At 44.6% G+C, this 26,095-nt stretch carries 30 protein-coding genes; 18 read left to right on the top strand and 12 right to left on the bottom strand.

What is annotated here, in order from left to right; all coding sequences use genetic code 11:
* Positions 1 to 28: 28 nt before the first annotated feature.
* The gene (locus GVO63_RS03330; RefSeq protein WP_159578124.1) at positions 29 to 1,573 is read left to right on the top strand and encodes a class I SAM-dependent DNA methyltransferase; all 1,545 of its coding nucleotides are present in this window, start codon (positions 29 to 31) and stop codon (positions 1,571 to 1,573) included.
* Positions 1,574 to 1,721: 148 nt separating this feature from the next.
* Here the strand turns inward: GVO63_RS03330 and GVO63_RS03335 are convergent, their stop codons facing one another.
* Together GVO63_RS03335 and zapE are read right to left on the bottom strand one after the other, a co-directional pair.
* Positions 1,722 to 2,444, bottom strand: a complete 723-nt coding sequence (locus GVO63_RS03335; RefSeq protein ID WP_159490491.1) for a YebC/PmpR family DNA-binding transcriptional regulator — start codon at positions 2,442 to 2,444, stop codon at positions 1,722 to 1,724.
* Positions 2,445 to 2,674: 230 nt separating this feature from the next.
* Positions 2,675 to 3,772, bottom strand: a complete 1,098-nt coding sequence (zapE, locus tag GVO63_RS03340) for a cell division protein ZapE (RefSeq protein ID WP_159578125.1) — start codon at positions 3,770 to 3,772, stop codon at positions 2,675 to 2,677.
* 254 nt (positions 3,773 to 4,026) lie between these two features.
* Here zapE and GVO63_RS03345 point away from each other — a divergent pair, with 254 nt between their 5' ends.
* From GVO63_RS03345 to GVO63_RS03355, 3 genes are all read left to right on the top strand, one after another.
* Entirely contained in the window at positions 4,027 to 4,464 is a 438-nt protein-coding gene (locus GVO63_RS03345) for a DUF1043 family protein (protein ID WP_159490487.1), read from the top strand.
* Between the two features lie 88 nt (positions 4,465 to 4,552).
* Positions 4,553 to 5,914, top strand: coding sequence for a DegQ family serine endoprotease (locus GVO63_RS03350; RefSeq protein ID WP_159490509.1), 1,362 nt, complete (start codon positions 4,553 to 4,555; stop codon positions 5,912 to 5,914).
* A 294-nt stretch (positions 5,915 to 6,208) separates the two neighbouring features.
* Complete coding sequence (locus GVO63_RS03355) at positions 6,209 to 7,279, top strand: trypsin-like peptidase domain-containing protein (RefSeq protein ID WP_159490485.1); 1,071 nt, start codon at positions 6,209 to 6,211, stop codon at positions 7,277 to 7,279.
* Between the two features lie 126 nt (positions 7,280 to 7,405).
* Here the strand turns inward: GVO63_RS03355 and murA are convergent, their stop codons facing one another.
* The 7 genes from murA to mlaF form a co-directional block, all read right to left on the bottom strand.
* Positions 7,406 to 8,668 carry a UDP-N-acetylglucosamine 1-carboxyvinyltransferase gene (gene murA / locus GVO63_RS03360; protein ID WP_159578126.1) on the bottom strand — a complete coding sequence of 421 codons (1,263 nt, stop codon included), beginning with the start codon at positions 8,666 to 8,668 and terminating at the stop codon, positions 7,406 to 7,408.
* 12 nt (positions 8,669 to 8,680) lie between these two features.
* Positions 8,681 to 8,938: a BolA family protein gene (locus GVO63_RS03365; RefSeq protein WP_159490481.1), complete on the bottom strand. Its 258-nt coding sequence runs from the start codon at positions 8,936 to 8,938 to the stop codon at positions 8,681 to 8,683.
* Positions 8,939 to 8,967: 29 nt separating this feature from the next.
* The gene (locus GVO63_RS03370; protein ID WP_159490479.1) at positions 8,968 to 9,276 is read right to left on the bottom strand and encodes a lipid asymmetry maintenance protein MlaB; all 309 of its coding nucleotides are present in this window, start codon (positions 9,274 to 9,276) and stop codon (positions 8,968 to 8,970) included.
* The gene (locus GVO63_RS03375; protein WP_159490477.1) at positions 9,273 to 9,938 is read right to left on the bottom strand and encodes a phospholipid-binding protein MlaC; all 666 of its coding nucleotides are present in this window, start codon (positions 9,936 to 9,938) and stop codon (positions 9,273 to 9,275) included. The genes GVO63_RS03370 and GVO63_RS03375 overlap by 4 nt, the downstream gene beginning before the upstream one ends.
* A 120-nt stretch (positions 9,939 to 10,058) precedes the next feature.
* Entirely contained in the window at positions 10,059 to 10,532 is a 474-nt protein-coding gene (gene mlaD / locus GVO63_RS03380; protein WP_159490475.1) for an outer membrane lipid asymmetry maintenance protein MlaD, read from the bottom strand.
* A gap of 9 nt (positions 10,533 to 10,541) precedes the next feature.
* Entirely contained in the window at positions 10,542 to 11,318 is a 777-nt protein-coding gene (gene mlaE, locus GVO63_RS03385) for a lipid asymmetry maintenance ABC transporter permease subunit MlaE (protein ID WP_159490473.1), read from the bottom strand.
* Positions 11,315 to 12,115: a phospholipid ABC transporter ATP-binding protein MlaF gene (mlaF, locus tag GVO63_RS03390; RefSeq protein WP_159578127.1), complete on the bottom strand. Its 801-nt coding sequence runs from the start codon at positions 12,113 to 12,115 to the stop codon at positions 11,315 to 11,317. The genes mlaE and mlaF overlap by 4 nt, the downstream gene beginning before the upstream one ends.
* 618 nt (positions 12,116 to 12,733) lie before the next feature.
* Here mlaF and GVO63_RS03395 point away from each other — a divergent pair.
* The 12 genes from GVO63_RS03395 to mgtE all read left to right on the top strand — a co-directional run bounded on the left by GVO63_RS03395 (position 12,734) and on the right by mgtE (position 22,100).
* Positions 12,734 to 13,690, top strand: a complete 957-nt coding sequence (locus tag GVO63_RS03395; protein WP_159578128.1) for a calcium/sodium antiporter — start codon at positions 12,734 to 12,736, stop codon at positions 13,688 to 13,690.
* Positions 13,691 to 13,692: 2 nt separating this feature from the next.
* Positions 13,693 to 14,673: a KpsF/GutQ family sugar-phosphate isomerase gene (locus GVO63_RS03400; RefSeq protein WP_159490467.1), complete on the top strand. Its 981-nt coding sequence runs from the start codon at positions 13,693 to 13,695 to the stop codon at positions 14,671 to 14,673.
* A complete protein-coding gene (kdsC, locus tag GVO63_RS03405) occupies positions 14,674 to 15,222 on the top strand; it encodes a 3-deoxy-manno-octulosonate-8-phosphatase KdsC (RefSeq protein WP_159578129.1) in 549 nt (182 codons plus the stop codon).
* Positions 15,219 to 15,797, top strand: coding sequence for an LPS export ABC transporter periplasmic protein LptC (lptC, locus tag GVO63_RS03410; RefSeq protein ID WP_159490463.1), 579 nt, complete (start codon positions 15,219 to 15,221; stop codon positions 15,795 to 15,797). Before kdsC ends, lptC begins: the two co-directional genes overlap by 4 nt.
* On the top strand, positions 15,766 to 16,311 hold the full coding sequence (gene lptA / locus GVO63_RS03415; protein WP_159490462.1) for a lipopolysaccharide transport periplasmic protein LptA: 546 nt from the start codon (positions 15,766 to 15,768) through the stop codon (positions 16,309 to 16,311). The genes lptC and lptA overlap by 32 nt, the downstream gene beginning before the upstream one ends.
* A 2-nt stretch (positions 16,312 to 16,313) precedes the next feature.
* Positions 16,314 to 17,039 (top strand): LPS export ABC transporter ATP-binding protein, encoded by a 726-nt coding sequence (gene lptB, locus GVO63_RS03420; protein ID WP_159578130.1) that lies wholly within the window; start codon positions 16,314 to 16,316, stop codon positions 17,037 to 17,039.
* Between the two features lie 73 nt (positions 17,040 to 17,112).
* Positions 17,113 to 18,594 (top strand): RNA polymerase factor sigma-54, encoded by a 1,482-nt coding sequence (locus tag GVO63_RS03425; protein ID WP_159490460.1) that lies wholly within the window; start codon positions 17,113 to 17,115, stop codon positions 18,592 to 18,594.
* A gap of 30 nt (positions 18,595 to 18,624) precedes the next feature.
* Positions 18,625 to 18,912, top strand: a complete 288-nt coding sequence (gene hpf, locus GVO63_RS03430) for a ribosome hibernation promoting factor (RefSeq protein ID WP_012517338.1) — start codon at positions 18,625 to 18,627, stop codon at positions 18,910 to 18,912.
* Positions 18,913 to 18,925: 13 nt separating this feature from the next.
* Entirely contained in the window at positions 18,926 to 19,369 is a 444-nt protein-coding gene (gene ptsN / locus GVO63_RS03435) for a PTS IIA-like nitrogen regulatory protein PtsN (RefSeq protein ID WP_159578131.1), read from the top strand.
* An 86-nt stretch (positions 19,370 to 19,455) separates the two neighbouring features.
* Entirely contained in the window at positions 19,456 to 20,301 is an 846-nt protein-coding gene (rapZ, locus tag GVO63_RS03440; RefSeq protein WP_159490458.1) for an RNase adapter RapZ, read from the top strand.
* The gene (locus tag GVO63_RS03445) at positions 20,301 to 20,573 is read left to right on the top strand and encodes an HPr family phosphocarrier protein (protein ID WP_159490457.1); all 273 of its coding nucleotides are present in this window, start codon (positions 20,301 to 20,303) and stop codon (positions 20,571 to 20,573) included. The genes rapZ and GVO63_RS03445 overlap by 1 nt, the downstream gene beginning before the upstream one ends.
* A gap of 168 nt (positions 20,574 to 20,741) precedes the next feature.
* On the top strand, positions 20,742 to 22,100 hold the full coding sequence (gene mgtE, locus GVO63_RS03450; protein WP_159490456.1) for a magnesium transporter: 1,359 nt from the start codon (positions 20,742 to 20,744) through the stop codon (positions 22,098 to 22,100).
* Positions 22,101 to 22,119: 19 nt separating this feature from the next.
* Here mgtE and GVO63_RS03455 read toward each other — a convergent pair whose 3' ends face one another.
* On the bottom strand, positions 22,120 to 22,857 hold the full coding sequence (locus GVO63_RS03455) for a response regulator transcription factor (protein WP_159490455.1): 738 nt from the start codon (positions 22,855 to 22,857) through the stop codon (positions 22,120 to 22,122).
* Positions 22,858 to 23,065: 208 nt separating this feature from the next.
* Between GVO63_RS03455 and GVO63_RS03460 the strand changes: the two genes are divergently transcribed.
* Together GVO63_RS03460 and GVO63_RS03465 are read left to right on the top strand one after the other, a co-directional pair.
* Positions 23,066 to 23,881 (top strand): spondin domain-containing protein, encoded by an 816-nt coding sequence (locus tag GVO63_RS03460; protein WP_159578132.1) that lies wholly within the window; start codon positions 23,066 to 23,068, stop codon positions 23,879 to 23,881.
* An 11-nt stretch (positions 23,882 to 23,892) separates the two neighbouring features.
* The gene (locus GVO63_RS03465) at positions 23,893 to 24,732 is read left to right on the top strand and encodes a spondin domain-containing protein (RefSeq protein WP_159578133.1); all 840 of its coding nucleotides are present in this window, start codon (positions 23,893 to 23,895) and stop codon (positions 24,730 to 24,732) included.
* A gap of 161 nt (positions 24,733 to 24,893) precedes the next feature.
* On the opposite strand, the gene GVO63_RS03470 is transcribed toward GVO63_RS03465, so the two are convergent.
* Together GVO63_RS03470 and sspA are read right to left on the bottom strand one after the other, a co-directional pair.
* Positions 24,894 to 25,367, bottom strand: a complete 474-nt coding sequence (locus tag GVO63_RS03470; RefSeq protein ID WP_159490452.1) for a ClpXP protease specificity-enhancing factor — start codon at positions 25,365 to 25,367, stop codon at positions 24,894 to 24,896.
* Complete coding sequence (sspA, locus tag GVO63_RS03475) at positions 25,364 to 25,996, bottom strand: stringent starvation protein SspA (RefSeq protein WP_159118410.1); 633 nt, start codon at positions 25,994 to 25,996, stop codon at positions 25,364 to 25,366. Before sspA ends, GVO63_RS03470 begins: the two co-directional genes overlap by 4 nt.
* Positions 25,997 to 26,095: the final 99 nt, after the last annotated feature.

The following is a 26,095-nucleotide window of genomic DNA, read 5'->3' on the forward strand; positions in this document are numbered from 1 at the left end:
TTAGCTAATTACAAAATGAGATTGATGAATGAATGCTCCTGCATTAGTACAAAAAGTTTGGAATTACTGTCATACATTACGTGATGATGGTGTAGGTTATGGCGACTACTTAGAACAGTTAACCTATCTATTATTTTTAAAAATGGCGCATGAATATGCGCAGCCGCCTTACGTCAGAGATACTAAAGTTCCGGCTGAATATAATTGGGAATCTCTACGTGGGTTAACAGGCGAAAAACTAGAAGAACAATATAGAAAGATCTTAAAAAACCTAGCAAAAGCTAGCGGCATGTTAGGCGCTATATTTTATAAAGCTGAAAATAAGATCCCTGACCCTGCAAAGTTATCTCGTATTGTTACCATGATAGATAACGAAAACTGGATAAGTTTAGATGCTGATGCAAAAGGTGACTTATATGAAGGGCTTCTGCAAAAAAATGCGGAAGATACGAAAAGCGGTGCAGGTCAATACTTTACGCCTAGACCGTTGATTGATGCCATATTGGCGTGTGTTCAGCCTGAACCAGAGAAAACCATTGCAGATCCGGCTTGTGGAACAGGTGGCTTCTTTTTAAGTGCTAGTGATTGGATTGCTTATGGCGATCCGCAGTGGATTCAAAAAGGCATGAGCCATTGGAATCCATCAAAGCATGATGAAAGCATCGTTCCAAAGTCGAAGTTAAATAAGGCACAAGCACAATCGTTGAGAGACAAAACATTTAGAGGTAACGAGATTGTCTCTTCAACAAGACGTATGTGCTTAATGAACTTGTTTTTGCATAATATTGGTAGCATTGACGGGCAACCTGAAGTTGAAAGAGCTGACGCATTATTAACACCAATAACTGGCGATAATAAGGTTGATTATGTTCTGGCGAATCCACCTTTCGGAAAAAAGAGCAGTGTAACCATCACCAATGCTGAAGGCGGTGAAGATAAAGATGCGCTAACCTATGAGCGCCAAGATTTTTGGGCAACCACAACCAACAAACAGTTAAACTTTTTACAGCACATTGTTTCAAGCTTAAAAGACACTGGTAAAGCTGCTGTTGTATTACCTGACAATGTATTGTTTGAAGGTGGTGCAGGTGAGCGTATACGTAGAAAGTGGTTAAATAACTGTGATGTACATACCATCTTAAGATTACCAACAGGTATCTTTTACGCCAATGGTGTGAAAGCGAATGTTGTGTTTTTTGATAATGCTGACCGTGATGAAAAAATTCATACCAAAGGTATTTGGTTTTACGACCTAAGAACCAATACACATTTCACACTAAAACAACGACCAATGACACTGAATGACTTAAAAGACTTCATCAAGTGTTATAACCCTGAGAACCGTCATGAACGTGAAGAGACTGAGAGGTTCAAATATTACAGTTATGATGAGCTAATCAATCGAGAAAAAGCGAGTTTGGATATATTCTGGCTAAAAGATGACAGCTTAGATAATTTAGATAACCTGCCACCACCTGACGTTTTACAGCAAGAAATCATCGACCATTTGGAAGCTGCCTTAGCTGCATTTAAAGATGTAGCAGTAGGATTGCCAGATAGCACTGTTGAATAAAGACTAATCCATCTTACAATGAAAGGATTGGCTTTTTTGGTATCCGCAAAAAGCCCACTTTAAAGTGGGCTTTAGCTGTCTATTAAACGCTTTATTTACTGTAAACGACTTATTTAATCCCAGTAAACGTTTTATTTACTCAAATCAATTAGCTCGGCGTAACAGCGTTGTGGTAAACATCCTGGACATCATCGCAGTCATTGAGCATGTCCATGAATTTTTCGAACATAGGCATGTCTTCTTCGCTGATTTCAGTCTCAGTTTGAGGCATCCAGCTTATTTCTTCTGCGATGAAGTTAATCTCTGGATACGCTTCAGTTAACGCTGTTTTCACTTGATAGAATTCGGTGTGAGGCGCATACACCGTCACTTTACCGTCTTCTACTTCAACTTCGGTGACGTCTACGTCAGCTTCCATAAGCACTTCTAACACCGCATCTTCATCATCACCTTCAAACTGAAAAACAGCTTGATGGTCAAACATGTGCGATACCGCGCCTTGTGCACCTAGCTTAGCATTCGTCTTAGTAAAGCAGTTACGTACTTCTGTTATTGTGCGGTTCGCGTTGTCAGACAAGCAGTCAACAATTACCATACAGTTACCCGGACCAAAGCCTTCGTAACGCATAGGCTGGAAATCTTCACCCGCACCACCTGCGGCTTTATCGATTGCTTTTTCGATAACATGGCTTGGAACCTGATCTTTTTTCGCTTTCTCCATCAAGCGGCGAAGTGACAGATTGGTGTCTGGATCGGCACCACCGTTTTTCGCACATACGTAAATCTCTTTACCGTATTTAGAATAAACTTTAGTTTTTTGGCCGGCAGTTTTTGCCATGGCGTTTTTACGTACTTCGAATGCTCTTCCCATCTTAAAATTCTCTTTCTCGCAATTAATGCGTTGGGTTTCATCGGGATACCGCGCCGCTTTGGCGAACAATGATGCTCGGCCATGCGACACAGAAAAAATTGTGCGAAATTCTACCTTAATTTTCCTGCAATACCAATGCGATCCCATTTATCAGTACGACGAAAAGAATGACGCGCTCCACTGAGTAAAATCACAGCACGACGAAAACCAATAGTGCACTTGCTTTTAGCTTAGGGTAGATGTTCTGTGGCTAAATAATCATGCGACTGCATTTCCTTTAACCGACTAAGACAACGCCTGAACTCAAAATTTAGCAAACCTTCCGTGTACAAGTTTTCAAGGGCAACCTCTGCGGAAATAATAAGCTTCACATTTCGCTCGTAAAACTCATCTACCATGGCAATAAAGCGTCTAGCAACATCATCGTTGTGCTGCCCCATCTCTTTAACATTGGCAACCAAAACCGAGTGATAGCAGCGACTCAATTCGATGTAATCACTTTGACTTCGCGGTCCACCGCACAAGCTCTTAAAATCGATCATTAGGACACCATCAGCGTTGCGCAGGGTAGTGATCTTTCGGTTATTGACTTCAATATCTTCACCTTGCGACCCTTCTTCAGGTGCAAGTTGCAAAAAGTAGCTATGCAAGTTTTCAGTCGCGTCGTCATCTAACGGATAGTGATAGATTTCGGCTTGTTCCAATGTACGTAGGCGATAATCAATACCGCTGTCCACATTAACGACTCGGGTATTTTGATTCAATAAATCGATAGCAGGCAAAAAGCGGGCGCGCTGAAGACCATTTTTGTATAAGTCGTCCGGTACAATGTTGGATGTCGCTACCAAAACAATACCGTGCCCAAAAAGTTCTTCCATCAGCGTGCCAAGGATCATGGCATCAGTAATATCAGACACGAAAAACTCGTCAAAGCAAATGACTCGCGCTTCTTTTGCTAACTTAGCAGCAACTAATTTCAAGGGATCTTGAGCGTTTTTTAACTGCTTAAGTTCATCGTGAACACGATACATAAACCGGTGAAAATGCACCCGCATTTTCTTTTCAAACGGCAGGCATTCAAAAAAGGTATCAACGAGATAGGTTTTCCCCCGCCCTACGCCGCCATAAAAATAAATGCCTTGAATTCCCGGCTTGGCATGGCCTTTCCCAAAAGCGGCTTTCAGCTTTACCCGCCATGTTGTTTTCTTTTCAGGCTGAGTAAGTTCATCAAATAAACGTTGTAACTCTTTAACTGCATTTTCTTGCGCTGCATCGTAATGAAAGTCAGACGACTGAAGATCTAGCTGATATTTTTCCCATGGCGTCATCGCCGAAACCACTCCGTAAAAATGTCAATAGCGGCGCTTGCTGCACCGACCTGCTTGAATTTCTCAATTATGACCTTAATTTTAATGGAAATCACGGTAGAATCTCACATTGAAATTCGACATACACTGAATAACTGTCACTATGTATGCGCGTTTCGGGCTTGACCTTGCTATATTTAGTGTATGGTCGAAAGCAGCTTTTAGATCGTATAAGTAGGATCGGCTGCACGATGTAGATTGATTCGGAGAATATAATGGAATTGTTAGTATCTCTTGCTTTGTTAGTTGTTGGTTTAGTTATCGGCTTTTTCGTAGGTCGCTTTTTTCAACAAAAGCAGGGTGCAGGCAGTGCTGCGCAAACTGAGAAGCAGGTTAAAGAGATCCTTGCACAGCAAGCACAGCATCACATTCATCAAACTCGCCAAAGCTTAGAAAGCATTGAAAGTCAGTGTGAAACACTGAAGCAACAAATTGACGAGTATGAAACACTGCTTGAACAAAGCAGTGATGAAGAAGGCATCAAAGTCCCTTTCTATGGGGAGCAAGCCACAACCTATTTACGTAATAATCTAAAAGGTTCAGATAAGTCTAAAGTTAACCGTGTTTCTGACACACAGCCGAGAGACTTCGCAAACTCAGGTTCTGGGTTGTTCGTCGGTGGTTCTGAGCAGAATAACGCAGAAAAACAGTAACATCGGGAACTTTATTACGACCTCGGACTCTTTTAGTGAAACTATGCTATGTCGCATATAACATGAAGGAGTGTAAGCGAACATGAAAATGTCTTTCCGCCATTGTTTATTGGCGTCTGCCGTTGTTGTAAGTTCACTGGGCTTTACTGCTAGCACGCAGGCGGCGTTACCGTTCTTTTCAGATAAAAAAGATGAAGTTCCCTCTTTAGCGCCAATGCTTGAAGAGGCGACTCCCGCAGTAGTGAGTATTGCCGTAGAAGGCACGCAAACTTCAACGCAGCGTGTACCAGAAATGTTTCGTTACTTTTTCGGTGCGCCGCAGGAACAAGTTCAAGAACGTCCTTTCCGAGGTCTTGGTTCAGGCGTCATTATCGATGCGGAAAAAGGCTACGTTGTTACCAATAACCACGTCGTTGATAACGCAGACGAAATTACCGTTAAATTAACGGATGGCCGCGAGTTCAAAGCGAAGAAACTAGGTTCTGATGAACAAAGTGATATCGCTTTACTAAAAATAGACCCTGACGATTTGAAAGCGCTGCCGCTAGCAGACTCTGACGGCTTGCGTGTAGGCGACTTCGTTGTTGCTATAGGCAACCCTTTTGGCCTGTCACAAACCGTGACATCGGGTATCGTAAGTGCCTTGGGCCGCTCAGGGCTAAACATTGGTGGTTACGAAGACTTCATTCAGACTGATGCCGCAATCAACCGCGGTAACTCTGGGGGAGCACTGGTTAACCTTCGCGGTGAACTTGTGGGTATTAACACCGCTATCTTTGGCCCTAACGGCGGAAACGTCGGTATTGGTTTTGCTATTCCAGCGAACATGATGAAGAGTTTAGTGGACCAGATTGCCGAATTTGGTGAGGTACGACGCGGTCTATTGGGCATTCTCGGCAGTGATATCGATGCAGGTCTTGCTGAGGCAATGAATGCAGAGGTTAATATCGGTGCATTCGTCAGTGAAGTACAACCTGACTCAGCTGCAGAGAAAGGCGGTATTCAAGCGGGTGACATTATTACCGCTATTAACGGACGTAAACTTCACAGTTTCCAAGAACTGCGCGCTAAAATTGCGAGTATGGGAGCAGGTGCTGAAGTTGAGCTTACCGTTATGCGCAAAGGTAAGAAAATGAAGGTAGATGTTGTCTTAGATGATGCTGCTGACACCACGGTTACTGCGGCTCAAATTCATCCGGCACTGGAAGGTGCAACGCTAGCTAACGGTTCAGATAGCGCGGGCAATGCCGGTGTTATTGTGTCCGATATAGAACGCGGCGCACCAGCGGCTCGAATTGGCTTACAAGCTGAAGACGTAATAATTGGCGTCAACCGCGTTCGCACATCGACCGTCGCTGAGTTTAGAAATGCCTTAGATGAAGCGAAAGGTGTTATCGCCCTTAACGTTAAACGCGGCAATTCAACGCTATATTTGGTCATTAGGCAATAGCATGAAACCTAGATTGAAGGTCTAATTTGATTAAAACGGCGCATTTCAAAGGCGCCGTTTTTTTATGAGCGTTATTTATTCGTTAAGCACGTAGCCAGTTAACACTGAGAGAAAAATAGCGATGCCAACCTACCTGCACAAAATTTGTTTTTCATTACGGTAGTTTATTCAATAAAGTGATATCCTTGACATTAAGAATGATAATTTATGAATGTTGCGCTTTAAATTTATAATGGCGCGCTGCAATAGTAGTGCTCATTGAGTAAGTGCGACAAAAAACAATAAGTGTGACTTGTGACTGGCCGCTCAATAATAAATTTCTTACTAAAATCTGTCCTTCTCGGCGTTGCTGTTGCAGCGTTGCTCTTGATTTTTGTTCCTGAACTTCGCCAAGGAAAAGGCCTAGCACAAGGCTTTTTCACAACCCCTTCCGTCAGTGCCACGCGCGAAACCTATTTCAGTGCGATAAGTCGCTCTGCTCCAGCAGTGGTTAATATTTATAGTGTCAGCATTGAAAATGGTTCAGGTCTATTTAGAAACCAATCTCGGGGGCGAACTAACCTCGGCTCTGGCGTTATAATGACTGAGAACGGCTATCTGCTCACGTGTCATCACGTAGTTGCAGACGCCGACAGTATTTACGTAGCAGTACAAGATGGCCGTATCCTAGAAGCGCAAATTATCGGTACAGATCCCCTCACGGACCTTGCAGTCTTAAAAGTGACTGCCGACAACTTACATATTATCCCTCAAGTTTCAGAGCCTGACACACATGTCGGCGATGTGGTAATGGCTATCGGCAACCCTTTCGATTTAGGTCAGACGATAACGCAAGGAATTGTAAGTAGAGCCGGACGTAACGGGCTTTCTAACTATGTAGACTTTATCCAGACTGATGCGGTGTTAAACCAAGGTAATTCCGGTGGAGCATTAGTAGATAGCAACGGTATTTTGCTGGGCATTACCAACGCTAACTTCCAGGTTTTAGATTCAAATAACCGCGTTCGCAACGTGGACGGTATTAACTTTGCTGTACCATACGAACTGGCTAAGCGGGTTATGGACGAAATTATTAGCAATGGTCGCGTAATACGCGGTCAGCTTGGCTTTGTAGGCGGAGAGAACCGTAACCGCCCCGGTATTGATGTTTCGGCAGTCGCAAAGGGAAGCCCCGCCGATATCGCCGGTATTCGCCCAGGTGACATTATCGTTGCGATTGACGGGGTTCGATTGGAAAGTGCGTCTAAAACGTTAGATATGATTGCTGAAACCGAGCCTGGTACAGAGCTTGAAATTGAACTCAGTCGAGATGGTACGTCGTTGACACTCAAAGCCACAGTGGGAGAGCTTCGAGCAGGTCAATAGACGCCTATTACTTGGCCTTTATCATTTAAGACCATTAACTGATCAACCTCGCACAGCTTATCAGTGTCAAAAACAAGAAAAGCGCCTATCTTAGGCGCTTTTCTGTCAGCTATAATTCGACACGACCTACTCTTTAACTCGCTCAATGTTCGCGCCTAAGCCTCGCAGCTTTTCTTCAATAGCCTCGTAACCACGGTCAAGGTGGTAAATACGATTCACATGAGTTTCCCCTTCTGCGATAAGGCCTGCTATCACTAAGCTCGCTGACGCACGAAGGTCGGTTGCCATGACTGGCGCACCTTTTAACTTTGAACTGCCTTTCGATACTGCAGAATTAGCTTCAAGTGCAATTTCCGCTCCCATACGCTGCAATTCAGGTACATGCATAAAGCGGTTTTCGAAGATGGTCTCGGTAATAACACCCGTCCCTTCCGCAACGCTGTTTAGAGTAACAAACTGCGCCTGCATATCAGTAGGAAACGCTGGGTGTGGCGCCGTTTTTACTCTGACGGCCTGTGGCTTTCGCCCTTCCATATCGAGTTCAATCCAGTCTTCGCCGAGGGTGATTTTCGCTCCGGCTTGCTCAAGCTTATCAAGCACGGCGTCTAAGGTATCAGGTGCGGCATGAGTACAGCGAATTTTTCCGCCTGTAACAGCGGCAGCCACGAGAAAAGTCCCCGTTTCAATGCGATCAGGTAATACTGCATAATCACAACCGCTTAGTGTTTCCACACCTTCAATCGTAATCTTGTCGGTTCCGGCACCGCTGATTTTTGCCCCCATCTGAATAAGGCAGTTGGCTAAATCTACGATTTCAGGCTCGCGGGCGGCGTTCTCCAACACCGTTGTGCCGTCAGCGAGTGCTGCAGCCATAAGTAAGTTTTCTGTCGCCCCCACGCTTACCATATCCATGAAGATTCGGGCGCCTTTTAAGCGACCATTAACCTCTGCACGAATATAGCCTTCATCAACTTCAATATTTGCGCCCATTTTCTCAAGGCCCGTTAAATGAAGGTTCACCGGACGAGCACCGATAGCACAGCCCCCAGGTAAAGACACATTCGCCTTGCCCTGCTTGGCAAGCAGTGGACCTAAAACCAAGATAGACGCTCTCATTGTGCGCACTAAGTCGTACGATGCCGTCACGCTTTCTAGCGTGCTTGCATCTATAAGGATATCGTTAGGTGCAGGTTGGGCAACCTCGACGCCCAGTTCGCGCAACAACGCTATGGTCGTGTTGATATCACGAAGGCGAGGAACATTCGTATAACGACAAGGAGAGTCGGTAAGCAGGCTTGTCATCAGCAATGGTAAAGCGGCATTTTTAGCGCCAGAAATACGAACGGAGCCGTTAAGCGCTGGGCCTTTTTTAATTACAAGTTTATCCACGAGCGGCGCCTATTATTGAGGAATATTAAACTGGCGCTCACGCTCCCAGTCTTTCACCGAAAACGTCTTGATGGTAATTGCATGCATACTGCCATCTGCAATCTTATCGGCTAGGGGCGCATAAACAGCCTGCTGACGCTTTACGCGACTCATTTCGTTAAACGCGTCGCTAACAGCAATAATATTATAATGCGAGCCCTCACCTTTCACGTGAACTTCGTGAAGATCTAAGGCATCTTTCAAGATTTTTTCAATTTCAGACAATTCCATAACTTACTTCTTAATTCGCTAAGTGGTGTTTATTCTACAGGCAAAAAGCTATCTGCATTGCTTATTTTTGCAAGCTTTTTAAGCTTTTCAGGCATCTTATTGAGGACTATGCTAACACCATTTTGCTCTGCGTCCCTAACCGCATTAATAAGCCATGCTAAACCGGCACTGTCTGCGCGTTCAACATCACTTAAATCTACACAACAACGTTTGTTCTGCTGTAATACACTTCGCTCGCCGTTGCTTAACGTTTCCCAAAAATTTTTTGACAAGGTATCACGGTCAAGTTGACCGTGAACTATGACATTACCCTTGTCGTTGATTTCAAAAAGGCTCACTCAGCCTCTCCCTCAATCTCAATCGGCTCACCTTTCTTCAATTCAACCGGCTTACCTATTTTATCGCGCATTAACGCAATCACTGAATCGATGCCTTCTTGACGAAGAATTGACTCGAACTCGCTGCGCTTGCTGTTCAACATACTAATGCCTTCGGCAACCATGTCGTAGGCTTTCCACTCGTTCGTTTTACTATCTTTGCGCACTTTAAAAGCAATCTTTATTTCTGGGCGGCTAGGGTCTTGAACGACGGCGCGAACCGTTACTGATTTTTTATCATCAAACGATGATTCAGGTTCAAAAATCACCTCTTGATTATCGTAATACCCCATAGCAACCGCATAAGACGTAATCAGATACTGTCTAAATACACTGATGTATTCACCCATTTTCTCTTGAGGCACTGATTTAAAATGTTTACCTAACACCATAAATGCCGCGAATTTATAATCGATATGAGGCACCAGTTCCTCTTCCATGATAGTGCGAAGCATTTCTGGATCGGCTTTGATGGCCTCCTGATTAGCTTTAATTCGCTCGAACGTACGATTCGCTACATCCTGCACTAGCTCATACGGGTTTTGCTCGTTCACTTCTTGTGCATGAACCATCCCCGTTACCGACATCATAAAGATGCCAATTGCTACCATAATTTTTTTCAAAACATTATCTCCTAACTTCACATTCTTTGTAGCAGACCTGATTACTGTCTAATTAGTTTCATCAAGTTGCTGTAATTCAACGGTAACTCTCTACTCAGTGCCTAAAAACACGATGTGTTTTTAGTTTTCGTCGCTGCCGCGATTGAATAGGAACTGTCCGATCAGATCTTCGAGAACCAGCGCTGACTTAGTATCTTGAAGGTAATCGCCATCTTTTAGGTTCGCGACACCGTCAAAAGAGAAACCTGGCTGAAAACCTACGTATTGCTCACCCAATAAACCTGAGGTCAAAATAGATACCGAACTTGTCTCGGGAAAACCGTTATATTCGTTAAGAATGGAAAGCTCCACCACAGGCGTAAAGTCTTCTTGATCCAGAGAAATTGATGACACGCGGCCAACAGTAACACCACCCACTTTCACAGCCGATCGCGGTTTCAACCCGCCAATGTTGTCAAACTTTGCGTATAGTGTGTAGGTGTCACCTTCGGTCGCTACTGTTTGGTTCGCCACTTTAAGTGCCAATAACAACAACGCACCTATGGTAAGCATGACAAACACACCAACCATCACTTCCGTTTTATACTTACTCATTCCTAACCCCTACTCGATACCAAACATAAGGGCGGTGAGCACGAAGTCCAGCCCTAATACTGCTAATGATGAATAGACCACTGTTTCAGTAGTCGCTTTGCTGATCCCTTCCGATGTTGGAACAGAATCGTAACCTTTAAATATGGCAATCCACGTCACAACCAAGGCAAACACGAGGCTTTTTATTACGCCATTTATGACATCCTGGTTCCAATCTACGGTAGATTGCATAATCGACCAGTAGCTACCTGCATCTACGCCTAGCCAATCTACGCCGACTACATGACCGCCTAGGATACCAATAGCGCTGAAAATAACGGCAAGCATTGGCATGGCAATCATCCCTGCCCAAAAGCGCGGTGCCACAATGCGCCTAAGCGGGTCGACCGCCATCATTTCTAAACTACTCAACTGCTCGGTGGCTTTCATTAACCCAATTTCGGCGGTTAATGCTGACCCAGCCCGCCCCGCAAACAACAACGCGGTAACAACAGGGCCTAATTCTCTCAGTAACGACAACGCCACCATTGGACCTAGGCTACCCTCAGCGCCATAGTCAACCAAAATGGTGTAGCCTTGTAGGGCCATGACCATACCAATAAACAAGCCAGACACCATGATAATCAATAGCGACTGCACACCAACCACGTAGAGCTGCTTAATGATCAACGGAATGTTTTTAACGCGAGGGACTGCAATTAGCGCTCCAAAGAGCATTAGCGCAGCGCGTCCAATTGACGTTATTTTAGCGATAGTTTTTGCACCGACTGACTGGAAGAATGTCATTTAACTCCCCCCAAAAAGCTCTTTTTCAAATCAGGCGCGGGATAGTGAAATGGCACTGGACCATCTGCTTTACCTTTCAAAAACTGTTGTACCAGCTCAGAATCACTGTCTTTTATTTCTTGCGCCGTACCTTCACCGATTACGCGCTTATCCGCCAAAATATAAATATAGTCAGCAATTGAGAGTACTTCAGTGACATCGTGAGTAACAACAATACTTGTCAAACTTAGTGCATCATTCAGTTCACGAATAAGCTTTACCAAGACACCCATTGATATCGGATCCTGGCCTGCAAATGGCTCGTCGTACATGATTAAATCGGGGTCGAGCGCTATTGCTCTTGCTAACGCTGCCCGGCGCGCCATGCCACCAGATAATTCGCTTGGCATGAGCTTAGCGGCACCGCGCAAGCCTACAGCCTGTAGCTTTAAAGCGACAATGGTCGCGATAATATCTTCAGATAACTTGGTGTGCTCGCGAAGGGGAAACGCCACGTTGTCAAAAACGCTCATATCTGTAAAAAGCGCGCCACTTTGAAACAGCATGCTCATTCTTCGGCGCGTTTCGTAAAGTGTTTTTCTCGACATGGAGACAATCGAGTCACCATCGAATCTGATGTCACCTTCATCTGGCGTTAACTGCCCGCCAATAAGACGTAGCAGCGTGGTTTTACCTATACCGCTAGGCCCCATTACCGCAGTAATTTTGCCTTTGGGCACTTTTAGCGAAATCCCGTCATATATGACGCGATCAGCTCGCTTAAAAGTAAGGTTATCTACTTCAACTAAATGATCCATAGTTACTAAAATGTCGACCCCTGACGCTAGAATGTGGCAGCAATAATTCCACCCACACTCTACTTTTAAATTAATAAATGATTGAGAGCACATAGTGAGTATTCAATTTCCATGCCTGAGGAACGGCACAGAGTGAAGTTTACTCTACAGTGTACTTTATGAACACATTAAACCAATAAAGTTTACTCGGCAGTGTAGTTTGTTAACTTGATTTGCAAAAATCCGTTTATTGGGCGGTGTAATCTAATGTCATTGTACGCTTTTTCAAGCCCCTCGCAAAAGTCAAAAAGTTACAAGTTATGTTCGATTAAGACGAATGTAATGTCATACGAGCTCAAGCGCTCAACTGTGCGTCTGACTTGCTCGGTAATAGCTCAGATCACATAGAATATTTGACCTTTTATTAACGAGCACTGAACGCAAGTAGTTGCAGTGCATAATACCAATCCGCATAGGCGTTACAGGTATCAGCGCTGTAGTAACACGTCGATTAACCTGTCGATTTAACCAGAATTTAAATGAATTCACGGCATTTGATGAAAATAAAGCGCTGCGAGCATAGGCAAATGGCACTCTTTTTGCGACAATCTAAAGAAATACTCTTTATTACAGGTTGTTGTGCTTTTAAACATTGTCATTTTTCTCGTTGGGCTGATTGTACTTAGTTGGAGCGCTGACCGTTTTGTTTATGGTGCCTCAGCGTTAGCAAAGAACATCGGCATCTCTCCCATGATGATCGGTTTAACGATTGTCGCTATGGGCTCTTCAGCGCCTGAAATAGTGGTTTCTGCTATTGCGTCTGTAAATGGCAATATGAATACCGCTGTAGGTAACGCCTTAGGCTCAAACATTACCAATGTGGCGCTTGTCCTCGGTATAACCGCGTTAGTAAAGCCGCTGCTTGTCTCATCAACAACGTTGAAGCGTGAACTTCCTGCGCTTCTCGTTATTTCGCTTATCGCGATCGGCTTTCTATTTGATGGCGAACTTAAGTCTTACGAAGGCATAATCTTACTTGGGTTGTTCATTTTTGTATTAGCCATGATGGCATGGCTATCGCTCCAAGTAGACAAAGAAGACCCTCTCATCGCAGAGACGGCAGATGAGATACCAAAGGGTGTCTCAAACACATCAGCGCTTATATGGATTGGAGTGGGCCTTATTGTCTTGCCTCTTAGTGCGCATTTCTTGGTAAATTCTGCGGTAGAAATTGCACGATATATGGGTATTTCTGACTTGGTTATTGGTTTAACCATCATTGCCTTTGGCACCAGCCTGCCAGAACTGGCCGCAAGCGTTGCCGGTGTACTCAAAGGTGAAGACGATTTAGCCCTAGGTAATATCATTGGCTCAAATATTTTTAACCTACTTGCCGTACTCGGTATGCCGGGTTTGATTGCACCCGGTTTGCTAGACCCAGATGTTTACAACCGAGACATGTATGTGATGCTTGGCTTAACACTGCTTCTGTTCTTGTTCAGTTTCGATTTAATAGGTAAGCGTACCATATCAAGAACGAACGGATTTATACTTCTCGCTTGCTTCATTGGCTATCAATTCTGGCTGTTCGGATAATCATGAATACACAAACTCAGATGAACTATATCGACTCCGCGAAGCGCGTAATTGACATTGAAACGCACGCGATTGCTAATCTTGCTGACCGCTTAGACGACAGTTTTACTGCGGCATGCAATATTTTGTTTCATTGCAAGGGAAAAGTCGTGGTAAGTGGAATGGGAAAATCTGGGCACATTGGAAATAAAATTGCCGCCACGCTTGCAAGTACAGGTACACCGGCCTTTTTCATGCACCCCGGCGAGGCTAACCACGGAGACTTGGGAATGCTTAGCAAGGGAGATGTTCTGCTAGCTATTTCTAACTCTGGTGAGACAAACGAGCTCGTTAACTTGCTGCCTGTGGTAAAGCGCTTGGGTATTCAAGTTGTTGCGATGACAAACAGCGCGTCAAGCTCGCTAGGGCAGCACGCTGACGTTGTGCTCAATATTAGCGTTGATAAAGAAGCCTGCTCACTAGGACTTGCTCCCACTTCAAGCACCACGGCTACTCTAGTCATGGGTGACGCGTTGGCAGTGGCACTTCTTGATCAAAAAGGGTTTACGTCAGATGATTTTGCGCTGTCACATCCCGGCGGCAGCCTTGGCAGAAAACTGCTGCTTAAAGTGAGCGATATTATGCTGACTGGTAGCGATATTCCGCTTATCAATTTAGACGCTTCTGTTGCCGAGGCGCTTCTTGAAATTTCTAAGAAGGGACTTGGGATGACGGGGGTAATCGCCCCCGACGGTACGCTGACTGGGGTCTTCACAGACGGTGATTTACGTCGAATTTTAGATGCTCGCATTGACGTACATAGCGCCACCGTTGAAAGCGTAATGACGAAAGGTGGAAAAACTACGTCGTCAGAGCAACTTGCCGTAGAAGCGCTTAACTTAATGGAAACCCATAAAATAAGCGCGCTAATGGTAACAGACTCTCAGCGCAAGCCCGTAGGGGCTTTCAACATGCATATGCTTCTAAAAGCAGGAGTGCTATAAATGCCAGCAACCTTATACACGAACATGGATGATACCCTTTTTAATCAGTTGTCGAAGATAAAATTATTGGTATGTGATGTCGACGGTGTATTTTCAGACGGACGTATTTACCTAGGCAATGAGGGTGAAGAGCTTAAAGCATTTCACACCCGAGATGGCTATGGCGTTAAGGCTTTGGTGAGTAACAATGTAAATGTGGCGGTTATAACCGGACGTCGCTCAGCAATCGTTGAAAACAGAATGAAAGCGTTAAATGTTGCACATATTATTCAGGGTGAGGAAAACAAAGCTGACGCACTAAGCGCACTGATGACAAGTCTCCAATTACATGCTGATGAAGTGGCTGCGGTAGGTGATGACATGCCTGACACAGGAATGTTCAAGCACGTCGCAATAAAAATTGCGGTTGCCGATGCTCATCCTTACGTGGCTAACCAAGCGAACTGGATTACCACACTGCCCGGTGGGTTTGGTGCAGTTCGAGAGATATCGGACACTATTTTGCAGGCTAAAAGTGTGGCAAATGAGATTTTCGGAGCAAGTGTATGAGCCTGTTCGGCTTTAATCGCTTAGGGTTGAGTATATCGGCGTTATTTATTCTCGCGTTACTGATGTACATACCAACATGGATGGAAGAGCAGCCAGAAACGCAAGGCAGTAGCGAAAATAATGCGCTAAAACCTGCTTATAAAGCGAAAAATTTAACCACGACGCTATACAATCAAGAGGGTGAACTCAATCACAAGGTGTTTGCTGAATCGATGGAACATTACGATCAACTGGGTTTTGTCTTGTTTCAGCAGCCCAAATACACACTTTACACTGAAAACGCGACGTCACCCTGGGTCGTTACAGCGAAAGAAGGCACGCTCTACAACAACGAACTTATTCAATTGGAAAATCGCGTTGTTATCGAGAACCAAACCAGCGATGATTTTGTCCAAAGCTTATCAACTGAATATATTCAAATAAATTTGGACACCAAACAAATGACATCTGATCAACCTGTTGAAATACAAGGTACTCAATATGTCATTTTGAGTAATGGGTTTAACGCGAATTTACGCACACAAGAATACGAGCTTTTAGATCATGTACAAACCACTTATTCCCCTAGCAACTAGCCTTTTTCTAGCCGTAGCTAGCGGTGCGGTCTGCGCAAGCGAAGATGATTTTTCGCAGCCCATTAAAATAGGTTCAAATACCCAATTCATTGATGGGAAAAATAAAACTGCGCTTTACAAGGAAAATGTCCTCATCACGCAGGGCTCGCTACTTATTGAAGCTGACGAAGTTGAAGTTATTGCAAGCGAAGGTAGTGGTCGCGAAATTTTCATCGCCAGAGGAAAACCAGCGAGCTATTCTCAAACACTAGAAGACGGTACGCCGGTATCGGCAAAAGCCAATGAGATTCGTTATGAAGTGATTAATCGCACCATCTCTCTTGCGGGTAATGCGGAATTACAGCAAGACACCAGTAAAGTGCAAGGTGATAAGATTACGTTTGATATGATTACTGAACAATTACTAGCCACTGGGGGCGCTGGGAAAGATGGAGAAGGCCGCGTAACCACCGTATTTACGCCGGAAACCATTCGTAAAACGTCGCCGAAGAAAGATAACAAGGGTAACGAATAGTCATGGCAACGTTAAGAGCAACTAACCTTGCAAAGGCTTACAAATCCCGTCAAGTCGTAACAGACGTGAGTCTTGCTGTTTCAACTGGACAAATTGTTGGCCTGCTTGGTCCAAACGGCGCTGGTAAGACCACTACATTTTATATGATCGTAGGCTTAGTCGCGTTAGACAAAGGCAAGATAGAAATTGACGATAATGAATTAACTCATCAACCCATGCATGAGCGCGCACGCCGCGGAATTGGCTATCTTCCACAAGAAGCGTCGATTTTTAGAAAATTAACCGTCCATGAAAATATCATGGCGATTTTGCAAACCCGTAAAGATTTAAATTCACAACAGCAAGAAGAAGAAGCCGACGCGCTACTTGATGAATTTAATATCAACCATATACGTAATAGTACGGGGATGAGTTTATCAGGTGGTGAGCGGCGCCGAGTTGAAATAGCCCGGGCCTTAGCGGCAAATCCACAGTTTATTTTATTAGATGAGCCGTTCGCTGGTGTTGATCCAATATCAGTTAATGATATAAAGAAGATAATACAACATCTTCGTGATAGAGGAATTGGTATCCTTATCACTGACCATAACGTACGAGAAACACTGGATGTTTGCGAAAAAGCGTACATTGTGAGTCATGGCGAGCTTATTGCGCAAGGAACGGCGGAACAGGTTTTAAGTAATCAAAAAGTAAGGGATGTATACCTAGGCGAGCAATTCAGGCTATAGTTAATGTAACCTGATTGTCATTTTTCAATTTCGCTCTGGTATATTCAATTTAGAGCATTTAAATAAGACGTAGATGAAACCATCTTTACAGCTAAAATTTAGCCAACAACTTACCATGACACCTCAGCTGCAGCAGGCTATTAAACTGCTGCAGCTCTCTACTCTTGATCTTCAACAGGAGATTCAAGAGGCGCTCGACTCTAATCCTTTGTTAGAAATTGAAGAAGGTAATGACGAGCATCAACTAGAAAAAAACAATATTGATAACGATGACAGTGCGTCAGAAGCATCGGCAACGGCGTCTAGCGATACACTGGAAGCAGGTGATGCATTAGAGAAGAACGATCTTCCAGACGAACTGCCAATAGACAGCACGTGGGATGAGTATTATTCAGCGTCTTCAGCGCCTGCCCCCGGTCCTTCCAATGACGATGAGCAAATTTTTCAAGGCGAGACAACCGACGATATTCAAGAACATCTCTCTTGGCAGATGCGCCTGACTCACTTCTCGGATACAGACCGTGCAATTGCAACGGCCATTATTGATTCGATTGACGAGTCTGGCTATCTAACTGTTTCACTCGAGGAAATTCTCGAGGCGGTCAACGATGATGATTTAGAAGAACCTATTGAAATGGATGAAGTGGAATGCGTGCTAAAGCGTATTCAGATGTTCGATCCTATCGGTTCTGGTTCACGCACGCCTCAAGAATGTCTAATGGTTCAGCTTCGCCAATTTTCAGAAGATACGCCATGGCTAACTGAAGCAAAACAGCTTATTGAAGAGTACTCTGATCTCCTCAGCAGCAAAGATTACCGCACATTAATGCGTAAAAGTCGCTTGAAGGAAGATCAACTTCGTGAAGCGATGCGTTTACTGCAAACCTTGAATCCTCGTCCAGGTAGTGCTTTAGTTACTAAAGAGCCTGAATACGTTATTCCTGATGTTTCGGTAACAAAAAAGAATGGCCGTTGGGTGGTTGAGCTGAACCCTGACAGTCTGCCAAAGTTAAGCGTTAATCAACAGTACGCTGCAATGAGTCGCCGTGCCAAGAACAGCAGCGATTCGCAGTTCATCCGCTCACACATGCAAGAGGCCAAATGGTTTATAAAGAGCCTTGAATCACGTAACGAAACCTTAATGAAGGTGGCTAACTGTATTGTGCAGCAGCAAATGGGCTTTTTCGAACATGGCCCTGAAATGATGAAACCAATGGTGCTAAACGATGTCGCAGAAATGGTAGATATGCACGAATCGACAATTTCTCGCGTGACAACACAAAAGTATATGCACACACCCCGTGGCATTTTTGAATTGAAGTATTTCTTTTCAAGCCACGTTGCAACAGAGTCTGGTGGAGAGTGTTCATCTACCGCGATTCGGGCATTGATCAAAAAGTTGGTGGCAGCTGAAAACGTCAGCAAACCACTAAGCGATAGCAAGATTGCTTCATTGTTGGCCGAGCAAGGTATAAAAGTCGCTCGGCGAACAATAGCAAAGTACCGGGAATCGTTATCGATCCCGCCGTCGAACCAACGCAAAAGCCTTATTTAAACGGGCTTAATAATATAAGGAAGACGAAATATGCAAATCAACCTAACTGGTCATCATGTCGAAATCACCGACTCTTTGCGTAATTATGTCGATACGAAGTTCAGCAAACTTGAACGTCACTTTGATCACATTTCTAATGTGCATGTCATCCTGAACGTTGAAAAATTAAATCAAAAAGCCGAAGCGACCGTTCATTTAAGTGGCGCTGAAGTGTTCGCATCCTCAGAAAATACCGACATGTATGCGGCGATTGACAGCATGGTTGATAAACTCGACCGGCAGGTAATCAAGCATAAGGAAAAACTGAAAAAACATTAGTAGTTAATTAAGTATGGATATACAAGCCATCGTAAGTCTGGACCGCACCGAGTGTGCGGTTCAGTGTAATAGTAAAAAGCGAATTCTTGAGATAATCGCTGATATCGCAGCTAAAAATAATGAAAGCATCGATCAAGCGACAGTTCTCAGTAGCTTAATGTCTCGAGAGCGCATGGGAAGTACGGGCATTGGTAATGGTATTGCCTTGCCACACGGACGTTTAGCTGGTCTAGAGAAAGTGATAGCAATTATAGTCACATGCACACCTGCTATCGATTTCGACGCGTTAGACGAAAAACCCGTAGATATATTTTTTGCTCTACTTGTCCCTGAAGAGCAAACTGAAGGGCATTTGCAAACGCTAGCAACCGTTGCCGGTAAACTTAGCGACAAAGAGACAATTAAAGCAATACGTCGCGCCACCACAAGCGACGATATTCTCTCTGCACTTTGTTAATGTTGAGCCCATTCATATCTTGGTGATTGGAAGAACTCAACGGTCAACGCGTATAAGATAAAACCAGTATATTAGGGAGAAATTAGGTGAAGCTGATTATAATCAGTGGTCGTTCGGGCTCTGGTAAATCTGTGGCGCTGCGCGCATTGGAAGATTTGGGCTACTACTGTGTTGATAACATACCGGTAAATCTACTCCCCACTCTCACACATACAGTGGTTGATGAGTACGACCAAGTGGCAGTGAGTATTGATGTTAGAAATTTACCTAAAAATCCTCACGACTTGGTGGAGATACTCGACTATCTTCCTTCATCTTGGTCAATGACCATCGTTTATATCGACGCTAGCGACGACGTACTGGTCAAACGCTTTAGCGAAACCCGTCGTCTTCACCCTCTCGCTAAGCTTAACAAGTCACTTTCTGAGGCAATTAAAGCCGAATCTGCACTGCTTGCTCCTATTGTAGAAAGAGCTGACCTTTATTTAGATACCGATAAGCTGACGATACACCAGCTCGCTGAGTTAATTCGAGAGCGTATACTTGGCAAGAAGAGCTCTCGCCTTGTATTAGTATTTGAATCGTTCGGCTTTAAACATGGTATTCCCAAGGATGCAGACTATGTTTTTGACGCGCGCTTTCTGCCAAATCCTCATTGGGAGCCCGATCTGAAACACCTCACTGGTCTTGATGCTCCCGTCGAAGTATTCTTGGGCTCGCAACCAGTGGTAACCAAGTTTATTTGGCAAATTCAGAACTTAATAACGACATGGCTACCTCATCTGGAGCGAAACAACAGAAGCTATGTGACAGTGGCAATCGGCTGTACTGGTGGGCAGCATCGTTCGGTTTATATTGCTCAAACATTATCAAAAACCTTCAGCGAAATTCACCCTGATGTTCAAATTCGCCATCGAGAGTTGAATCAATAATGACGATTAGAAAAACGCTAACTATTGTCAACAAGCTTGGCCTTCATGCTAGGGCAGCAACGCAGCTTGTTAAGCTTGCGAATCAATTTGATGCCAAAATCATTTTAAAGAAAGGAGACAAGGAAGCTGATGCTAGCAGTGTCCTTGGACTTATGATGCTTGAAAGCCACCAAGGGGAACAAGTTGATGTGATTGTCGACGGCAGCGATGCCGCAGATGCACTTAACGCCATTGAACAACTCATTGAAGGTAAGTTTAACGAAGACGAGTAACCACGCGGTCAATTGGTTACTTTATATACTTTCATTCCAGTATTCTTGGCATCTTGTGCTAAAGCAACGCAATTGTCATGACAGATTCATTATAATTGCGATATTCTACGGCTACTTAGGCTTTAACGCCTACCCCGTTTATTTTCATTCTGTAGGAATCAACGCCTTATGGCAGAAGCGCTTGTTTCTAAATACGTACAAACCCAACTGCGCGCACTTAACGCGGCGCTAGCTAACGGTCAGTTTGTATCTGTACGTAAGCTTCTGCTTGAATTACCCCCTTCTGATGTTGCCCATATCTTGGAATCAAGCCCCAGTAGGACCCGTGACGAACTCTGGGAACTTATTGATAGCGACTTTCATGGCGATATTTTAGAAGAACTGTCGGACGATGTCCGAAACGGTATCATTTCCAAGATGCTTCCAGCCTCTGTGGTAGACGCACTTGAAGAGATGGACACTGATGACTTAGCCGAAACGCTAAGCAGCCTTCCTGAACCCGTACTTGCAGACATTCTCGACTCAATGGATGCACAAGACAGATTGCGCGCAGAGCAAGCGCTGTCTTACGGTGAAGAAACCGCTGGCTTCATCATGAACACGGATACCATTACCTTGCGTCCTGACGTCACCATTGATGTTGTCCTACGCTATATCCGTTTAAAGGGTGAGCTTCCTGAAAATACGGATACCTTCTACGTGGTGAATAGAACCGATAATTTAGTGGGTATTATTCCAGTAGCTCGCCTACTGACAGCTGATACTGACGACAAAGTATCAGATGTGATGGACGAAGAATCAGAGGCCATCCCGGTAAACATGCCCGACGATGAAGTGGCGAGTTTATTTGAGCGTTATAACTGGCTGTCAGCACCTGTAGTTGATGAAAAAAATCGTCTTGTAGGACGAATTACCATTGATGATGTAGTCGATATTATTCGTGAGGACGCCGAGCACTCAATGATGAGTATGGCCGGTCTTGATGACGACGAAGATACTTTTGCGCCTGTTATGCAAAGTACAAAACGTCGCTCAGTATGGCTAGCAGTTAACCTCATCACAGCACTTATGGCCGCTATGGTGAGTGATTTATTTGAAGCCACGCTTAGCCAAATGGCTGTACTTGCTATTTTAAATACTATTGTACCTAGTATGGGTGGTGTGGCAGGTAATCAAACGTTAACCCTTGTAATTCGTGGTATGGCGCTAGGTCATGTCAACGCTAATAACTCTCGATGGTTGATAAGCAAAGAAATCTCAATTGGTTTCTTAAATGGCGCGATATGGGCTGTATTAATCGCTTCAGTCATTGCTTTGTGGAAACAAGATTATATGTTGGGGGTTATTATTGCCTTTGCAATGATGGTAAACATGATTGCCGCTGCTCTGGCTGGGGCAACCTTACCTATGATCATGAAACGCTTAAAAATAGATCCTGCATTAGCAGGTAGCGTTATCCTGACTACCATCACTGATGTTGTAGGTATTTTTGCCTTCTTGGGTACCGCTACCCTTTTCCTTATCTAACCTTTCAGCGAAATACACATTACGCACTGAGTGCTTTGTCGACGTAGCCGGTTAAATTTAACTTATATCCTACACCCCACACAGTTTCAACGAGCTGTGCGCCGTTATCTATACTGGCTACATTATCTAACTTATTACGCAATCGATTGATGTGGGTGTTAACGGTATGCTCATACCCTTCATGGTTATATCCCCATACGTCACTCAATAACTGATTGCGCGAGAAAACCTGATTTGGGTGACGGCAGAGGTAGTTAATAAGGGTAAACTCTCTAGCAGTTAACGATAGGGTTTGTCCGTTTAACGTAACGCTGTGATAGCGTAAATCAACTTTAAAGGGCCCAGCTTGAATGCTGTTGTCTGCGTTTTTTTGAAGGCTTGTGTCAAGGCTTGGCATACTCCTTCTCATATGCGAACGAATTCGAGCAACAAACACACGCTCGTTGAATGCGCCTCCAAGGTAATCATCGACGCCCACCTCAAAATAATCCGCTTCATCAGCACTCACGTTAGTTACTTGCTGACCGTCAACGGCCATAATCCAACTGTCTGGGTTTTGTAATACCAAACGTTCAATACGGTCTAAGCAAGACTGTTGCGCGTGGGACTGTACGATGACGAGTGAATAGTGCTGAGCATCAAGTAATGACAGTGCAGCTTGATAATTTGAAACCACGTCATGCAAGAATCCGTGCTTGCTCAAGCTTTGCGTAATGATTTGCTGAAACTGATTGTCACTATAGATTACAAGGATCATAGCTAGCTCCTATTTTGCCCTTGATAATCAAGACCGGAGGTTGCTTAAAATTATTCCACTTTCTATTAAAAAATTGTTCATTCTACTTTAATACTTCGTTTTTAAGACGACAGAGATCTGTGTCCTTTTTGTAATACTTCTGTGATGAATTGCGCATTTTGCTGACCTACATTTCTATGCGCTTTTAAGTCAAAACAAGGACAAAAAAATGAAATTCACCAAACTTGCTAGCGCTACCCTGCTATCGTTAGCCTCGGCTTCATTCAGCCACGCAGTGACTGTCGATGTTGAAATTACCAATTTAACGCAGGCACAAAGTTTTACCCCTCGTCTGGTTATTGCCCATGACGACACGGTAGATGCGTTTGAAGTGGGTCAGCCTGCATCAACTGCATTAGCTTGGCTTGCAGAGGCCGGCGTTATCGACGATGAACAAAATGCAGATTCAAGTGGCGCTAACTTTGAAGCGCTTCTTGGCCCTGTAGACACGGATAATGGCTCTAATACATGGCACCGTTTTGGTGGTCTTCTTGCGCCTAGTGCGACACTTAGCTATCCATTCGATACTATGGACAAGCCATACCTTTCGTTATTGGCGATGTTGATCCCAACTAACGATGCATTTGTTGGTATGGACAGTATAGAAATCCCCACAGAGCCTGGCACTTATACTTATTATCTTAATGCCTATGATGCAGGTACAGAGTTAAATGATGAGTTAAATAGTGCACGCACTGATGTAGTTGAAGCGGGTACAGGAAACGCATTAGGTGGCTATGGTCTACCTGGAGTAGCAGGTGGTGGTGCCCCAACTCGCATCGTTGATTTGGGTACCGGTGGTACAGGTGTAGGTGCACAAGTTGTTAACGGGGAAGTTGAAGATGGTGAAGACGGCCCGGTTCATATTCACAGAAACGCGCTAGGTGATACTGATAACGCTGGCGGCGCTAGCGACCTTGATTCAACGGTACACCGCTGGTTGAACCCTGTTGCACGTGTTGTTATTACGGTTCCTGCGTCGTAAGGAGCGTTAGAATGAAAAATCCAATTGTAAAACTCAGTACGCTGCTAATCCTCTCTGCGCTAGTCAGTGCGTGTGGCGATGATGGCGATACAGGACCCCAAGGGCCTGCTGGTCCGCAAGGCGAAGCGGGTGTCGATGGCACAGATGGACAAGACGGCGCAGATGGCCAAGACGGTGTTAACGGTAATTCCGCAGTATATACCGTCCAAATTACCAACCTTACCTATGCACAGCCGTTTGCCCCAGCAGCCATAATTCTTCATGAATCAGGCTACCACGCTTTTGCAGAGGGCGAAGCGGCGAGCATGGGCATAGAAGTCATGGCCGAAGGCGGCAACCCAGCTATGGTTATTGAAGAGGCTATGGACTCTACCGACTTCTTGGATGCGCTGAACTCGGGTGGAATTTTAGGACCTAAAACGAGCAGTGACATGTTCACCTTAGTGGTTCCTGAACTCGATGCTGACGATTTACGTTTAACAGTAACCACAATGCTGGTAAACACCAACGATGCCTTCACAGGGCTAAATGCAGCCGATGTTAGCAATATGTCGGTGGGTGACGTTAAAACCTTTATGACAGTAACATGGGATGCTGGAACAGAGGCAAATACTGAAACCGCAGCAACCATGCCTGGGCCAGCAGCGGGGGCAGCAGGTGGCGGCGGAGAGGCCGCGGGTTATGATCCAGTAAGAGACGATTTAGCGGATGTTGTGCGTTTGCATACAGGTGTTACAACCAACGCTAATGCAACCGATCCCAGCCGTGAAGGTTTAACGACTTCGGTATTAGCTGAAGGGCATCGTTTTGATTTTCCGACAAGCAGAGTTGTGATCACACGAACACGCTAAGTGTCATTAGTTTGCTTAGCAGATTATGACATTTGTGTATGACAAGGGCACCCTCGCACTACGTGCTATGGGTGCTTTTCTATAGATAGACATTGCGAAACAGAAAAGTAACGATGCAATGAGCTGGCTTCAACATAATATTGAAACCAGGCTACATCGATTTATTTGATCACCTTCAGAGTAGGTTTACCCTTTTTAGGTGGTACTGGCGCATCTCTTACGTCGCTTGCATCAGCATCTTCAAGTGATGTTGGGCCGCTAGGTTGAGATGCATCTTCAGATGTTTCAGCGCGCTCTTGCTGCGCACGGGCGATGTCTTCTTCAGTGGCAAATACCGTACCTGCACCATTCTCACGAGCATATATCGCCATTACCGCTTCGCTGGGCATGCTTAAACGGCGTGGTTGCCCACCAAATCGAGCTTGAAATGACAGCCCTTCCACATCGAGAGAAAAATTAACACACGCACTAGGTGATACGTTTAAGACGATCTGGCCGTCTTTAACGAATTCCTGCGGCACTTCCACCAACTCGTTGGTTGCATCTACCACAATGTACGGCGTTAAATCGTTATCAACAATCCACTCATAGAAAGCCCTAAGCAAATAGGGCTGGTTTGACGTCATAGATGTCATAGCGGGTTGTGGATCTCACGCTCTTGGTCAGTCAAAGACGCTTTAAATGAGCTACGCGAGAATATGCGGTTCATATACGCGTTAATTTCTTTGCTGCCCGCACCATTCAACTCGATACCTAGTGCAGGTAAACGCCACAATAGCGGAGCAAGGTAGCAATCAACTAAGCTGAACTCTTCGCTCATGAAGTAAGGCATTTCTCCAAATACCGGCGCTAACGATAACAGCGCTTCACGAAGTTCATTACGCGCTGCTTCTACATCGCCTTCACCGCGGAAAATTCGGGCTGCTAGCGAGTACCAGTCTTGCTCAATGCGATGCATCATAAGACGGCTTTGTCCACGTGAAACTGGGTAAACCGGCATAAGTGGTGGATGAGGGAAACGCTCATCAAGGTATTCCATGATGATGTGCGACTTGTAAAGTACAAGCTCGCGATCAACAAGAGTTGGAACAGTACCGTAAGGGTTAAGCTCCAACAGATCTTCAGACAGGTTGCTAGGATCTGTGAAGCTGATTTCAACACCCACACCTTTTTCTGCCAACACAATACGTGCCTGGTGGCTGTAAATATCAATTGTGTCAGAGAACAACGTCATAATAGAACGTTTATTCGCGGCTACGGCCATTCAATTTCCTCCGTCGAGAAACAAGTTTATGCTTACAAACGGTAAGCTTATTACGTTAATTCGTGCTACCTGAAAGCGCTTGTCTTAGACGCTTTCAGG

Origin of the sequence: Alteromonas sp. KUL106 (genome assembly GCF_009811415.1) — a bacterium.
Taxonomy (GTDB): domain Bacteria; phylum Pseudomonadota; class Gammaproteobacteria; order Enterobacterales; family Alteromonadaceae; genus Alteromonas.